Below are 14,262 nucleotides of genomic sequence, written 5' to 3'. Positions count from 1 at the left end.
TAAGGAGAACATCATGTCACGCAAGAGGCCGCAGCCGCCGGTCAAGCCGTTCAAGAAGAAGCCGAACCCGCTGAAGGCTGCCAAGATTACCGAGATCGATTACAAGGACGTTGCGCTGCTGCGCAAGTTCATCTCCGATCGCGGCAAGATCCGTTCCCGTCGTATCACCGGTGTGACCGTGCAGGAGCAGCGCGAGATCTCGAAGGCCATCAAGAACGCCCGCGAGATGGCTCTGCTGCCGTACGCCACCTCGGGCCGCTGAGTTTAGGGAGGCTTTGAACAATGGCTGAAACTAAGGTTATTCTCACCAAGACCGTGTCCAACCTGGGTCACTCCGGCGATGTGGTGAACGTGAAGGCCGGCTACGCCCGCAACTTCCTGTTCCCGCAGGGTCTGGCTTTCGCTTGGACCAAGGGCGCTGAGGCTCAGATCACCGCTATGAAGCGCGCTCGTCTGGCCAAGGCCGTCGCCACCCGTGAAGACGCCGTGGCTGCCAAGGCTGCTATCGAGGGCACCACCGTCGAGATCACCGCCAAGGTGTCCGAGTCCGGCAAGCTGTTCGGTGGCATCTCCAAGGAAGCCATCGCCATCGCTCTGTCCGACAAGGCTCCGGTTGATCCGAAGTCCATCGAGGTCGAGACCATCAAGACCACCGGCGATTTCCCCGCCAAGGTGGCCCTCCACCCGGAGATCACCGCTTCCTTCTTCGTGAAGGTCGTGGCCGAGTGAATCATTCCGGCATAATGCTGGAATCTTTCAGACTGGAAGTCTGAGCTTAAGCATTGAAAGCCCCGCGCGCGTGTCCGCACAGCGCGGGGCTTTCGTATTTCCATGAGCACTTCCATAGAGGTTTCCATAAGCGCGCAAGCGTGTAAGGACGCGAGTGTAAGGACGCGAGTGAGTGAGCCGCGCGCATGATCCGCAAGAATGTGTGTATTTTGTGAAGCTGTCGTGTCGGCGCGGTTATCTCGATCGCAAAGTCGATGTGCCGCCGCAAAATCACGATTTTCAAAACGTTGAAATTCCGGGCGACACGCCGAGGGTTGCGCGTGAGACAAATCTGAGTATATTTATCACTCGTTGCAAGGAACACTTCAACAGCTAACCAACGCCCCTGTAGCTCAGTTGGTTAGAGCAGCTGACTCTTAATCAGCGTGTCCAGGGTTCGAATCCCTGCGGGGGCACAGACAACCGGAATCGAAAGATTCCGGTTTTTTGTTTTTCGCTCGCATTATGACTAATTATTGAATCTGGCGGGGCCTGTACCAAGGATGGTGGCTTGAAGGCTCAGCGCATGGTGCAAATACTGCCCCGAAACCGAGTTCGAGCAGTTCCTCAAGGAGAACCTGTGATGAAAACAATACAAGGCATTGGGGTTTCCGCCGGCATCGCCGTCGGCGCGATCCGCGTGCCGGATACCGCCGACCGGGCTGTGGAACGTCATGTGGTCGACGACCCGAATGCTGAGGTGGAACGTTTTCGCACGGCCCGCGACACGGCCGTCGTTCAATTGAAGCAGCTGCGCGACAAGACCGCGGCCGAGTTCGGCGAAGACATGGCGGAACTGTTCGACACCCACCAGCTCATGCTCCGGGACCCGGCCTATGCGGAAAACATCGAAGACCTGATCGCGTCTCGCAAGGTGAACGCCGAATACGCGGTCAGCGATACCGCCGAACGGTTCGCCGCCATGTTCGCCGGGATGGACAACTCGTACATGCAGACGCGCGCAGCCGATGTCAAGGATGTCTCGCGCCGCGTGATCAACGTGCTCATAGACGAGCGCGGTGGCGTTGCGGCGGACGAAGGAAGCAGCGAGGGCCATATCGTCCTTGCCGAGGACTTGGCTCCCAGCGAGACCGTGCAGCTCGACCGCGCCAAGGTGCTGGGTTTCGTGACCGCCAAGGGCTCCGCGAACTCGCACACCGCGATTCTGGCCCGCACGATGGGTCTGCCCGCCATCGTCGGCATCGGCGACGCCTTCGAGCCGGCTGACGACGGCCATACTGCCGTGATTGACGGTACCAGTGGTCTGGTGTTCATCGACCCGGACGCGGCCACGCTCGCCGAATACCAAAGCAGGAAGGCCCAGTACGAGGAGCATCTGCGTCTGCTGCAGGAGCTCAAGGGCAAACCTACCGAAACCAAGTCCGGCCAAAGGGTTCGCCTGTATGCCAACATCGGTCGTCCTTCCGATGTGGCTGCGGTGCTGGCCAACGACGCCGAGGGCATCGGCCTGTTCCGCAGCGAATTCCTGTACTTGGAAAGTGAGGACTGGCCTACCGAGGAGTTCCAGTTCGAGGCATACAGGCAAGTCGCGCAGAAGATGGGCGACCGGCTCGTCGTCGTCCGCACGCTCGATATCGGCGCGGACAAGCAGGTCGGTTACTTCAATCTGGAGCATGAGGGCAATCCCGCCCTCGGCTACCGTGCCATCCGTATCTGCCTGACCCGCCCGGAGATTTTCAAGGTGCAGTTGCGTGCTCTGCTCAGGGCCTCGGTGTACGGCAACATCGCCATCATGCTGCCCATGATCACCTCGGTCGAGGAGGTACGCGACGCCAAGCGGATTCTCGAAGAGGTCAAGGAGGAGCTGCGCGGCGAGCACATCGACTTCGACGAGCGCATCCAGGTCGGTGTCATGATCGAGACGCCCGCCTCGGTGATCATGGCCGACGAGCTGGCCGCCGAAGTCGACTTCTTCTCCATCGGCACCAACGACCTGACCCAGTACACGCTGGCATGCGACCGCCAGAACCCGAAGCTCGGACGTTTCGCCGATCCGCACTCGCCAGCCGTATTGCGCATGATCAGGATGGCCGTCGAGGCCGCGCATCGCCACGGCATCTGGTGCGGCATCTGCGGCGAACTCGGCGCGGACCTGAACCTGACCGACACGTTCCTTGCAATCGGAGTCGATGAACTATCGGTCCCGCCCACCAGCGTCCTGCCCCTGCGCAACGCCATACGCAACTGCTAATCCCCGAAACAATCATCACTGATCTTGCCAAACGTACGCCGAGAGGCCGGCGGCGTACGTTTGACGAGTGTTCCACGTTCAGCCCTCGGCGTACACTTGTTCCGTTTGCGTGACTTGGCCATTCGGCCATTGCGGGTCACATCATTCACTAGAACGAGAAAAGAAGAAGCAGTGGAATACTCCCTCTTTACCAAGCTGGCTGCCGAATTCTTCGGTACCGCCATCCTGATGATCTTCGGCAACGGCTCTGTGGCCAACGTCGAGCTCAAGAACACCAAAGGCCATCACGCTGGCTGGCTGAACATCGCCATGGGCTATGGCTTCGGTGTGATGTTCCCGGTGCTGATGTTCGGTGCGGTCTCCGGCGCGCATATCAACCCGGCCATGACCCTCGCCCAGGCCGTCAACGGCCTGTTCCCGTGGAACGAAGTGCTGCCGTACATCATCGCGCAGCTGCTTGGCGCCGCTCTGGGACAGTTCATCGTCTACCTGACCTATTATCCGCACTACAAGGAGACTGAGGATCCCGAGGCCATCCTCGCCACCTTCTGCACCACCGATGCGGATAACAAGAAGCTCAATTACTTCATCAACGAGATGTTCGGCACCCTCGTGCTCGTCTTCGGTGCACTGTGCTGCCTGATGGACCCGTGGGGCGAAAAGGATCCGGCCGCTGCCGCGATCGTCGTCGGCTTCATCGTGTGGGGCTTGGTCACCTCCATGGGCGGCCCGACCGGACCGGGCCTGAACCCGGCCCGCGATCTCATGCCGCGTATTCTGCACGCCGTCCTGCCGATTCCGTCCAAGGGCACGTCCCGCTGGAATGAGGCATGGATTCCGGTCGTGGCCCCGATCGTCGGTGCCATTATCGGCTGCTGGATGTTCGTGTTCTTCTTCGGCGCCTGATTCGCTGGTTCCCGGACGAGGTTTTCGGACGAGGTTTCCGGACGCGTATGAAATGGCCTCCATCGCAATGATGGAGGCCATTGTTGTTGAGAAGGTTCGACTTACTTCTCCAAGAAGATCTGCGGGGCCTTCATGAAGTTATTGGCGCAGTGCTCGCCGCAGAAGTAGTAGGTTTTGCCATCGTGCTCGCGCGTGACGGCGTCCGCGTTCACGGCCACGGTCATGCCGCATACCGGATCGGTGGCGGTTTCACCATCGGTCGGAGCGGCGTGATGCATGTGCATGTTCATATCCATGGGATTCTCCTTGGTGTTTGGATGGTTGTTGTCCGTATCTGCGGACAAGTGCAATGAAGTGTGATCGTCGATGATGACGGTCGGTTCGCCGGCGATGGCGGTGCTTTGCGGGGCGGCGCCGGCATCGAATCTGCTGATGCTCACTCCATGCAGACGATTCGCATTGAGCACCAGACATACTGAGCTCAGCGCCATCGCAAGCCCTGCGATCATAGGGCTGAGCAGCCAGCCGGTGAACGGGAACAGCACGCCGGCTGCGATCGGAATGCCGATCACGTTGTATCCAAACGCCCAGCCGAGGTTCTCCCGAATGTTGCGCATGGTGGCCTGCGAAAGATCGATGGTTTTCAGTACGCCTCGCAGGTCGCCGCTCATCAGCGTCACGTCGGCGGATTGCATGGCCACATCCGTACCGGTGCCGATGGCGATGCCGAGATCGGCTTGGGCCAGCGCCGGAGCGTCGTTGATGCCGTCGCCCACCATCGCGATAAGGTCGGCTTTCGAGCGATTCCTGACGGTGTTTGCCGTCGCTGTATCGTGGGCGGCATCGCTGCCCTGCCGTGCTGTGGCGGATTGGGAATCACGTGGATCCTGGGTGTCGCGTTCGTGCTGAAGTCGCTGAATCCAGTACGCCTTGCCGTCGGGCTTGACCTCGCAGATCACGGTGTCGATGCCGACTTCGCGCGCGATGCGGCCTGCCACGTCGGCCTTGTCTCCGGACAGCATCACCGTACGTATGCCGCGGGCGCGCAATGCTGCAATCGCCTCGACCGACCCTTCTTTGACGGTGTCCTGTTCGTAACTCGGACGGTTCCAGTCGGCATTATCATCGACTACGCCTCGGGTGATGGTGCCGGTCTTATCGAAAACCACCGTGCCGATGCGTCTCGCCTGCTCCAGAGCTTTTGCGGATGTGACCAGTACGCCGTTGGAGGCGCCGAGGCCGAGCGCCACAGTCACGGACAGTGGCGTGGCGAGTCCCAGCGCACACGGGCATGCGATGATGAGCACGCTGACGGCCGTGACCAGAGCGTGCGCGAGCTTCGGGCTGGGACCCAGCGAGACCCAGATCGCAAAGGTCCAGATGGCGATAATCATCACTGCGGGCACAAAATAGCGCGCAATGCGATCGGCGAGTTGCTGTATGGGGGCTTTGGTGGCCTGCGCCCGTGCCACCATGGCCGTGATCTGCGCAAGTACGGTGTTTGCGCCGACTTGGGTGGCGCGCATCACGCAGTCGCCTTTCATAAGCACCGTAGCGCCGGTCAGCGATGCGCCGGTCGATTTGGACACCGGTCTGGATTCGCCGGTGATCATGGATTCGTCTACCGTGACCTCACCTGCCACGATGACGCCGTCCGTGGGGACTCGCTCGCCGTTGCGCACCACAAGGAGGTCGCCGGTGCCGATGGAGTCGACGTCGACGTCCGTGCTGTTTGCGGGGTCGCGCCATGGGAGGCTGGCCGTCGCGGTTGCCGGCAACGCAGCGTTCGTTGCGGTCGTCGGTACGCCGTTGTGCAATCGGTGCGCGGTGCGTGGGCGCAACTTGATCAACGCCTGTACGGCCTGCCCGGTGCCTTCGCGCGCCTTGTTCTCCAGCAGACGGCCGACCAGCACCAGGGTGATGACCACGCCGACCGATTCGAAATAGGGTTCACGTGAGCCTTCCGGAAATATCCAGGGGGCGACGCACGTCGCCAGACTGTAGAGATAGGCGGCCGAGGTTCCCAGCGACACCAACGAATTCATGTCCGGAGAACGGTGGGCGAGTGCCGGGAATCCGACGGTGTGGATGGGGTGGCCGCAGTAGAACATGACCGGGGTGATCAGCATGGCCTGCAGCCAGGGGTTGACCATCCAGTGCGGCACGAGTGAGGGGTCGGCCATGTGCAGCATGGTCGTGGCGAAGACCGGAATCGTCAGGATCGCGCCTATGGTTACCAGTCCAGCCAGTGACTTGATTTCCGCGCGGCGTTCCTCAGCTTCGCGGCGTTCGGCTTCGGCCGCGTTCGGTGTTGCCGGTGCGGCTGGTGTGACGGATGACGGCAGTGGTTGTGCGGCGGGCTGCGCGGCGGGCTGTGCGGCGGGCTGCACAACCGGTTGCGCAGCTGCTCCTGCTGTGTGTCCTTCGACGCGCAGCAATCCGTGCACCATGTTCATGCCGCAGGCAAACGGGTATTCGCCGGGCTGAAGAGGCGGCAGCTCCACGGCGGTTGACGTGTTTCCTGGCAGCATGACGTCCATTCCCAGATCGGCAAACACCACATGCGAGGTGCATTCGCCGGTTTCCTTGCGGTCGAAGGTCAGCGTGATGGGCATGCCGGGACGCATGGTCACCGTGGCGGGGGAGTAGCCGCCCTTGACGGTGATGGTCGCACGTTGATGGCCTCCGTCGATGATGCCTTCCTTGCCGTGTTGCGGGGCGAAGAAGAATCGAAGAACCAGCCATGTCAGTGCTGCTGCGGCCAAGAGTGCCACGGTGATGGGAAAGATGCTGAATGTCATAACCCCTCCTCCTATGCTCTCCTATTGTATCCGAGGCACAGTGTATACCCTATACCCCTAGAGGGTATATAATGATGGCGTGTTCGGCTGATGGCGTATCGAGGCGCGGATGGCCGGATTCGGGCGTGTACGTATGCTGGCATGTCGGTTGTATCTGGCGTGCCGGGGATGCAGGAAAGGTGTGCCGATGCATGGTTATGGCGGAGACAAGGCGAAGATTATTGCGCGTTTGCGTCGCATCGAGGGACAAGTGCGCGCCATCGAACAGATGGTGGAAGACGACAAGTATTGCATTGACGTGCTCACGCAGATTTCCGCGTCGAATTCAGCGTTGAAGTCGGTGGCGTTGCTGTTGCTTGACGATCACTTGCAGCATTGCGTGCGTCAGGCGTCGGTTGAAGGCGGCCTGGTTGCGGATGAGAAGCTTGCCGAGGCCTCTGCGGCCATTTCCCGTCTGGTGAAGTCCTGAAAACGGCTTGATTTCGTCGAGGACGGTAAAATTTTACCGGCTCAAGTGTCTGGTGTCATACTGGGGAACATGTCTGAACAACTGGGAACCGTGATCATCGTAGTCGTTGTGCTGGTGGTGGGGCTCATGCTGGGTCTTGCCGCCGGATTCCAACTCGGGCGGCAGAAGGGGCAGGAGATGGCCCGAGGTGCCAAGTCCGAGGAACTTGGCGAGGCGCAGGGCGCCCTGGCTTCCGCCAAGGAGGAGATTACCGAGTTGCGTGCGCAGCATGCTGCGGCTCGGGCGCAGATCGAAGGTGCCGGGCGTGAGCTTGCGTTCGTGAAATCGCAGTTGGCGCAAGCGCAGCAGGCCGAGCAGATCCGTATACAGCATGAACGGGAACGTGCGTCCGCCGAGGCCGAACGTCAGCGTGAAATCGAAGCGCGTGCCGCCGAGGCCAAGCGTCGTGAGCAGGAAGAACGCCTCAAAGAACAGAGTAAAGTGCTGGAAGCTCTGGCTCCGGTGGCCAAGAATCTGGATGCCTTGCAACATAAGGTCACGCAGATCGAAGAGGGACGCAAACAGGAGATGGGTGCGCTCGGAGCCCAGCTCAAAGGGCTGAACGATCAGCAAGCCCGGCTGGATAAGGAGACCAGCTCGCTTTCCGCTGCCTTGCGTAACAATAAGGTGCGCGGCGCATGGGGCGAGGCTCAGCTGAAGAACATTGTGGAATCCGCCGGCCTTCTGGAGCATGTTGATTTTGATACGCAGGTAGTGGTCGCCGGTGCCGATGGCCGTACGCTGCGTCCGGATATGATTGTGCATTTGCCCGGTGGCAAAACTATTCCGATCGATGCCAAGGTGCCATATGCCGATTATCAGCGGGCATGCGAGATTCCGGAGACCGCGACTCCCGAGGAATTGGCCAGACGAGATGAGTTGCTGCGCTCGCATGCCAAAGCGTTGCGCGAGCATGTGCGCGCCCTCGGGGAGAAGGCGTATTGGAATGCTTTCGACACTGCTCCCGATTTTGTGGTGGCTTTCATCCCGAATGAGGCGTTGTTGCAGGCGGCGCTTGAGGCGGATCCTACGTTGATGGATGATGCGTTCTCCCGCAAGGTGGCGCTCACTTCTCCGGTCACGCTCTGGGCCGTGCTGAAATCCGTGGCGTATGCATGGCAACAGCAGTCCCTGACCGACGATGCCAAGCAGCTGTTCGATCTGTCACGCGAACTGTATGAGCGCTTCGCCGTGCTGGGCGACTACGCCACCAAGCTCGGCGCGCAGATTTCCAAGACAGTGGGCGCATATAACAAATTCGCCGCCAGCCTGGAGAAGCGCGTACTGCCCACGGCGCGTAAACTGCAGAAGATCGAACCCACCAAGGTCATTGGGGAAGTGCCGCTGATCGAGTCGGAGAAAGGCAATATCAACGAACTTTCCGCACCCGAGGTGGTGCCGACGGACGATGATTCGTCCACTGTCCGCTCCTGACCCCCTCAGGCGATAGGCTGTGCATATGACTGAATCTGGATTCCGCCCTACTGGTACCCCGGACCTTGCCGTTGCCAAGCATGCCACCTCATTCGCCATGCTGGATCCGCGGGAACAGCTTGCTACCTTGCTCAAAGAACATGTGGTGGGCCGTCCGTTCTCCGAGTTGGCGGCGGTGACCTTTGATCACCGCGCGGCTGTGGTGATGGGCCATGTGCTGCTTGATGCCTTGGAGGATGCCGGCTATTCGGTGGACGATTTCGATGCGGTTGGTGCGCTGACGGCGGCCGCTGTGCCGATGGTGTCCGCGATGATGCAGGCTGCCGCCTCTCGTGGGGAGGATCTGGACGGATTCGTGATGGACTTCGTCTATCCCTCCATCAAGGGGCCGTCCATCGCCGGGCGTCGCGTACTGCTGCTGGACGCATGGCTGTCCGAAAAGTCGTATGTGCAGACCAGCTCGTTGGTCACCTTGCGCAATGGCAACGAGCTGAGTCTGGATTTCGGCGTGGTGGAGCAGTTGGGAGCGACCGTGGTAGCCATTGCCTCGTTGGTAGGCGGCGGTGCGAAGACTATTGATGTCATCAATCCGTCCACCGGAGACGAGCATGAATTGCCTTTCGTCCAGGTCTTTGACGAATCCGAACTGCGATAGATATATGCACGCACCCAATCCGATTTCTTTAGCGGCCAAAGCATCCGGTGAACCTGAATTCCGTGAGATCGGCTTAGGCCCATGGAGCGAGACCCACCCTGGCGAGACCCGCCCGGACGATGCCTCATCCGCCAATTATGATTCCCGTTTCGATACGGAACTCTTGAACGAGGGCGATCGACGCAACGTGCTCGACCGATATCGGTACTGGTCCGTATCGGCCATCAAGGCCGATCTGGATGCACGCGGCCGTCATGATTTTGAGGTTGCAGTAGAAAACTGGACCCACGATTTCAACATCGGTTCCATAGTTCGTACCGCCAACGCCTTCCAAGCGAAGCGCGTACACATCGTCGGCCCGCATAAGTGGAATCGCAAGGGCGCTCTGATGACTGAGCTCTACCAGCATGTGGAGCATCATCCTTCGATCGCCGAGCTGGTGGAATGCTGGCGCAACCGGATCGGCGGCGAGATCGCATACGAGCGCGCCCGCGCCGCCGCGGCCGCCATCCATATTCACGAATATGGCGCCCGTGCCGCTGCAGTTGGCGGACAGTCATTGATTCCTGATTCGTTTGACGGACGGGACACCGGTACCGCCAATGCCGTTTCCCCCATGCAGCGCGCCATGGCGGAACTGGCCGATGCAGACAGCCGCATCAAGGGACTGCAGGCTGCCCGAGTCATCGCCCTTGATATCATTCCGGGCGCAGTGCCGATGGAAACCTACCGTTTTCCCAGGCGATGCCTGCTTCTGTTCGGCGCGGAAGGCCCGGGCCTCAGCCAAAAAGCGCTTGACCTGGCCGATGACGTGGTCTACATCTCCCAGTTCGGGTCCGTGCGTTCCATCAACGCCGGTGCCGCTGCCGCCGTGGCGATGCATGCGTGGATTGCGCAGCATGCGGTTATCGCCTGAGCCGAGGGTGAGCGGCTGCGCGATTGACCAACCGCATAGCTATACGGCGATGCGCATCTGCCCGGGCAAATAGCATGGGCCATATGTAGTCAGTGGCCATACTCGGTAGCCATACGTTGACAGCGTGCCATGACTGCTGGCGGGGCGGCGCATCGCCGTCTACAGTTAAAGCATGATTGAGGTTGAGGGGCTCAGCAAACGCTTCAAATCCAAACAAGCATTGAGCAATGTGACGTTTACGGCCGAAGACGGCAAAGTTACGGGTTTTCTAGGACCTAATGGTGCCGGTAAATCCACCACTATGCGTGCGATGCTCGGTTTGATCGCTCCGGATGACGGACGTGCGCTGATCGATGGCACACCATTCGTTAAGCTCCGTGCGCCGATGCGCGCCGTCGGTGCGGTACTGGACGCCAAGTCGGCGCACCGGTCCCGTTCCGCGCGGGACCACCTGCTTGCGTTGGCCTATACCAATGGCATCCCCCAACGCCGAGTGGACGAGGTCATCGATATGACCGGGTTGACAAGCGCGGCGCGTACCCAGGCAGGGCGCTTTTCCCTCGGTATGAGCCAACGTCTGTCCATCGCCGCCGCGCTGCTCGGCGACCCGCACAATCTGGTATTGGACGAGCCGATCAACGGACTTGACCCCGAAGGCGTCAAATGGGTACGTGAACTCTGTCGTTATTACGCTGCACAAGGACGTGCCGTGCTGCTGAGCTCGCATCTGATGAGCGAAGTGGCGCTCACCGCAGACAATCTGGTGATCATTGGCCAAGGACGTATTTTGGAAACCACCACGGTTGGCAAGTTCGTAGCCGAACATTCCATGCGCTCCATCCGTGTGGTGACTCCTGAACCAGACAAGCTCCATGCGATTTTCGCTAACGCGTCACAAGTCCAAGTCGTGCCAGATCAACGGACGCCTGCAGATCCGCCCATCGGCGAGGTATTCCGCATCATCGGTGCCGACCTGGTGACGGCAGCCCGTGTATTCGCCCAAGCTGGACTCATTACATATGAACTCGTCGAGGAACATGCCTCTCTGGAGGAGGCATATATGGCTTTGACGCATAACCAAGTCGAATATCAGGCCAAGTCAGCCGCGGAGGTGACGAAATGAGCGTACCAACCACGAACGCCGAAGCCGCGAGTGCTGCCGTAAACCGATCTGCCGGCCGTCGCGCCAACCGTTGGAACCGCCGTATCCGACTGTCTTTCCTCGGTTCGCTCAAGGCCGAGCTGCTCAAACTCAAGTCGTTGAAGTCCACTTGGATATTGCTCGGACTGGCCGCCGCGCTCATGGTAGGCATGGCCGCACTGAGCGCTTGGACCATAACGTTCATGACTACCGTTGACATCACCACCGGCAAAACGCTTGATCATCCCAAGCCTCTTGCCGCAGTCGATCTATGGGCGGTGCTGGCTTCATCGGGCAGCACCGCAGCGCTGGTGATCGGCATTTTCGGCGTTATGGCCATCACCAGCGAATACACTACATCCGCTATACAATCCAGCCTGACCGCCAATCCCAGGCGCATCATGTTCTATACCAGCAAATCGCTCGCCGTGGCGCTGTATGCGCTCGCGTCGGGCATTGTGGGCATCCTTCTGGCCTCCGGCGTACTTTGGCTGTTCGTCCACGGACATGACGTCACCGCGCTGAAGGGCGACCAGTGGCGCATCATCCCCATCACCGTGGCGGGATTCCCTCTGATCATCACGCTTATCGCCCTGCTGGCGGTGGGCTTGGGTGCCTTGACACGCTCCACGGTAGGAGGGGTGAGCATCGTGGTCGTGCTGCTTATGGTGCTCTCCTCCATACTGGCCATTGTCTCCATGGCGGTCAGCCAAGTTTCATGGCTTGGCACGTTGGCATATCTCACGCCTGATATGTCTATGAACAACTTCCTTGGTGCCAGCATCAGAAGTGATGCGGTTTCGTCTGTCACCTCGCAGCAGAATTATTGGATTCCCGAATGGTGGCAGTCCGGTCTCATCCTGTGTGCGTGGGTCACCGTGGCGTGGATTGGCGGCCTGACCGTCACCGCAAAAACTGACGTCAAATAATATGCGTGATGCCGCATATGAGGCCAAGTCGGACTTTTGCCGCGCCGAGGTGTCCAATGGGCGTCGGAACGAGCCATTCCGATAACCGCGTGTCACAAACCGCTCGTATAGTAAGGCGCATGCCAACATTTTCACGCGAAGAAATCGTGCATTTGGGCGATCTTGCCCGAATCGCGCTCACCGATGAGGAAATCACCCGTCTGCAGGGCGAACTGAATGTCATCGCAGACTCCATCAACAAGGTTCAGGAAGTCGCCTCCGACGACGTCGAGCCCACCGCAAACCCGGTTCCGCTTGAGGCCTACATGCGTCCGGACGTCGCCGAAACCCCGCTCACGCAGGAGGAGGCGCTCGCCGGTGGTCCGAAGACCGAGGCCGGTATGTTCGTGGCACCGCGAATCCTGGGAAGCGAGGAGTGAACCCGATGAGCAACGAAACCGCAACTCTCGTCAAGCTGTCCGCCGCCGAGCAGGCCGCCGCCATCAAGAAGGGCGACGTCACCTCCCGCGAGCTGGTCGAAGCGCACCTCAAGGTGATCGAGGCCGCCGAGCCGTCCATCAAGGCCTTCCTCAAGGTCTCCGGCGATGTGGCTCTGGAACAGGCCGACGCCTTCGACAAGAAGTCCGCCGAAGACAAGGCCGCCCTGCCCGAGCTGGCCGGCGTGCCGATCGCCATCAAGGACATGATCGTCACTAAGGGCATCGAGACCACCGCAGCCTCGAAGATCCTCGAAGGCTGGGTGCCGCCGTACGACGCCACCGTCATCGAAAAGCTCAAGGCCGCTGGCATGCCGCTGCTCGGCAAGACCAACCTGGACGAGTTCGCACAGGGCTCCTCCACCGAGCACTCCGCCTACCAGACCACCCACAACCCGTGGGATACCGAGCGTGTGCCCGGTGGCTCCGGCGGTGGCTCCGCCTCCGCAGTGGCCGCATTCGAGGCTCCGCTCGCCCTCGGCACCGATACCGGCGGTTCCATCCGTCAGCCGGGTGCCCTGACCGGCACCGTGGGCGTCAAGCCCACCTACGGTGGCGTCTCCCGTTTTGGCGCCATCGCCATGGCCTCCTCGCTCGACCAGATCGGCCCGGTCTCCCGCACCGTGCTCGACTCCGCCCTGCTGCAGGAAGTCATCGGCGGCCATGATCGCCGCGACTCCACTTCGATTCCGGAAGGCCCGCGCCCGATGGTCGCCGCAGCCCGCGAAGGCGCCAAGCGCGATCTCAAGGGTCTGAAGGTCGGCCTCATCAAGGAGCTCGGTGGCGACGGCTTCCAGCCCGGCGTCGAAGCCCGCTTCAACGAGGCTGTCGACAAGCTCAAGGACATGGGCGCCGAGGTCGTCGAGGTCTCCGTGCCGCACATCGGCTACTCCCTGGGTGCCTACTACATCATCATGCCGTCCGAGGTGAGCTCCAACCTGGCTCGCTACGATGGCATGCGCTACGGCCTGCGCGTGATGCCGCCGGCCGGCGTGCCGCAGACCGCCGCCAACATGATGGCCTACACCCGTGAGGCCGGCTTCGGCGACGAGGTCAAGCGTCGTATCATCCTCGGCACCTACGCGCTGTCCGCCGGCTACTACGATGCTTGGTACGGCTCGGCTCAGAAGGTTCGCACCCTGATCATCCAGGACTTCAAGAAGGCTTTCGAACAGGCCGACGTGCTGGTTTCCCCGACCTCCCCGTCCACCGCCTTCAAGTTCGGCGAGAAGATGGACGACCCGCTGGCCATGTACATGAACGACATCGCCACCATTCCAGCCAACCTCGCCGGTGTGCCGGCCATGTCCATTCCGGCTGGCCTGTCCGACGACGGTCTGCCGGTCGGCTTCCAGTTCATCGCCCCACAGCAGCGTGACGAAGTCATGTACAAGCCGGCAGCTGCCCTTGAGGCTGCCCTTGAGGAGAGCTGGGGCGGCCCGATCTGGAACAATCTGAAGACCCCGTGGCTCGACGGACTTGCTGAGTAAAGCATCGGAAGGAAAGAAAAGCAACA

At 60.6% G+C, this 14,262-nt stretch carries 12 protein-coding genes, 1 tRNA gene and 4 pseudogenes; 15 read left to right on the top strand and 2 right to left on the bottom strand.

Annotation, left to right across the window (positions count from 1 at the left end; translation table 11 throughout):
- Nucleotides 1-13 precede the first annotated feature (13 nt).
- The 6 genes from rpsR to G1C97_RS09975 all read left to right on the top strand — a co-directional run bounded on the left by rpsR (nucleotide 14) and on the right by G1C97_RS09975 (nucleotide 3,886).
- On the top strand, nucleotides 14-262 hold the full coding sequence (gene rpsR / locus G1C97_RS10000; protein ID WP_033890661.1) for a 30S ribosomal protein S18: 249 nt from the start codon (nucleotides 14-16) through the stop codon (nucleotides 260-262).
- Between the two features lie 20 nt (nucleotides 263-282).
- Nucleotides 283-729, top strand: coding sequence for a 50S ribosomal protein L9 (gene rplI / locus G1C97_RS09995; RefSeq protein WP_169241631.1), 447 nt, complete (start codon nucleotides 283-285; stop codon nucleotides 727-729).
- 172 nt (nucleotides 730-901) lie between these two features.
- Nucleotides 902-1,105: a hypothetical protein gene (locus G1C97_RS09990; protein WP_169241630.1), complete on the top strand. Its 204-nt coding sequence runs from the start codon at nucleotides 902-904 to the stop codon at nucleotides 1,103-1,105.
- A 5-nt stretch (nucleotides 1,106-1,110) separates the two neighbouring features.
- Nucleotides 1,111-1,184 (top strand) — tRNA-Lys (locus G1C97_RS09985).
- A 167-nt stretch (nucleotides 1,185-1,351) separates the two neighbouring features.
- Nucleotides 1,352-2,980: a phosphoenolpyruvate--protein phosphotransferase gene (gene ptsP, locus G1C97_RS09980; RefSeq protein ID WP_169241629.1), complete on the top strand. Its 1,629-nt coding sequence runs from the start codon at nucleotides 1,352-1,354 to the stop codon at nucleotides 2,978-2,980.
- 171 nt (nucleotides 2,981-3,151) lie between these two features.
- Entirely contained in the window at nucleotides 3,152-3,886 is a 735-nt protein-coding gene (locus G1C97_RS09975; RefSeq protein ID WP_100496497.1) for an MIP/aquaporin family protein, read from the top strand.
- A gap of 101 nt (nucleotides 3,887-3,987) precedes the next feature.
- Here G1C97_RS09975 and G1C97_RS12580 read toward each other — a convergent pair.
- Together G1C97_RS12580 and G1C97_RS12570 are read right to left on the bottom strand one after the other, a co-directional pair.
- A pseudogene (locus tag G1C97_RS12580) lies at nucleotides 3,988-6,192 on the bottom strand (HAD-IC family P-type ATPase); the annotation flags it as partial.
- Between the two features lie 113 nt (nucleotides 6,193-6,305).
- Nucleotides 6,306-6,687: pseudogene (locus G1C97_RS12570) on the bottom strand (cupredoxin domain-containing protein); the annotation flags it as partial.
- 187 nt (nucleotides 6,688-6,874) lie between these two features.
- Here G1C97_RS12570 and G1C97_RS09965 point away from each other — a divergent pair.
- The 9 genes and pseudogenes from G1C97_RS09965 to gatA all read left to right on the top strand — a co-directional run bounded on the left by G1C97_RS09965 (nucleotide 6,875) and on the right by gatA (nucleotide 14,236).
- Complete coding sequence (locus G1C97_RS09965; protein ID WP_169241627.1) at nucleotides 6,875-7,156, top strand: metal-sensitive transcriptional regulator; 282 nt, start codon at nucleotides 6,875-6,877, stop codon at nucleotides 7,154-7,156.
- Nucleotides 7,157-7,225: 69 nt separating this feature from the next.
- Nucleotides 7,226-8,629, top strand: coding sequence for a DNA recombination protein RmuC (locus G1C97_RS09960; RefSeq protein ID WP_169241626.1), 1,404 nt, complete (start codon nucleotides 7,226-7,228; stop codon nucleotides 8,627-8,629).
- A 25-nt stretch (nucleotides 8,630-8,654) separates the two neighbouring features.
- A complete protein-coding gene (locus G1C97_RS09955; protein WP_169241625.1) occupies nucleotides 8,655-9,284 on the top strand; it encodes a type I phosphoribosyltransferase in 630 nt (209 codons plus the stop codon).
- Between the two features lie 4 nt (nucleotides 9,285-9,288).
- Nucleotides 9,289-9,805 (top strand): annotated as a pseudogene (locus G1C97_RS12565) (RNA methyltransferase); the annotation flags it as partial.
- Nucleotides 9,806-9,924: 119 nt separating this feature from the next.
- Nucleotides 9,925-10,200, top strand: a pseudogene (locus G1C97_RS12560) (TrmH family RNA methyltransferase); the annotation flags it as partial.
- Between the two features lie 172 nt (nucleotides 10,201-10,372).
- A complete protein-coding gene (locus G1C97_RS09945) occupies nucleotides 10,373-11,323 on the top strand; it encodes an ATP-binding cassette domain-containing protein (protein ID WP_169241623.1) in 951 nt (316 codons plus the stop codon).
- Nucleotides 11,320-12,270, top strand: a complete 951-nt coding sequence (locus tag G1C97_RS09940; RefSeq protein ID WP_169241622.1) for a permease of ABC transporter system — start codon at nucleotides 11,320-11,322, stop codon at nucleotides 12,268-12,270. The genes G1C97_RS09945 and G1C97_RS09940 overlap by 4 nt, the downstream gene beginning before the upstream one ends.
- 119 nt (nucleotides 12,271-12,389) lie before the next feature.
- Complete coding sequence (gene gatC, locus G1C97_RS09935; protein WP_033890649.1) at nucleotides 12,390-12,689, top strand: Asp-tRNA(Asn)/Glu-tRNA(Gln) amidotransferase subunit GatC; 300 nt, start codon at nucleotides 12,390-12,392, stop codon at nucleotides 12,687-12,689.
- A gap of 5 nt (nucleotides 12,690-12,694) precedes the next feature.
- On the top strand, nucleotides 12,695-14,236 hold the full coding sequence (gene gatA / locus G1C97_RS09930) for an Asp-tRNA(Asn)/Glu-tRNA(Gln) amidotransferase subunit GatA (RefSeq protein ID WP_169241621.1): 1,542 nt from the start codon (nucleotides 12,695-12,697) through the stop codon (nucleotides 14,234-14,236).
- The last annotated feature ends 26 nt before the right edge of the window (nucleotides 14,237-14,262 follow it).

The organism is Bifidobacterium olomucense (assembly GCF_012932375.1).
Lineage (GTDB): Bacteria > Actinomycetota > Actinomycetes > Actinomycetales > Bifidobacteriaceae > Bifidobacterium > Bifidobacterium olomucense.
This window is presented reverse-complemented; position numbering and strand designations above follow the sequence as displayed.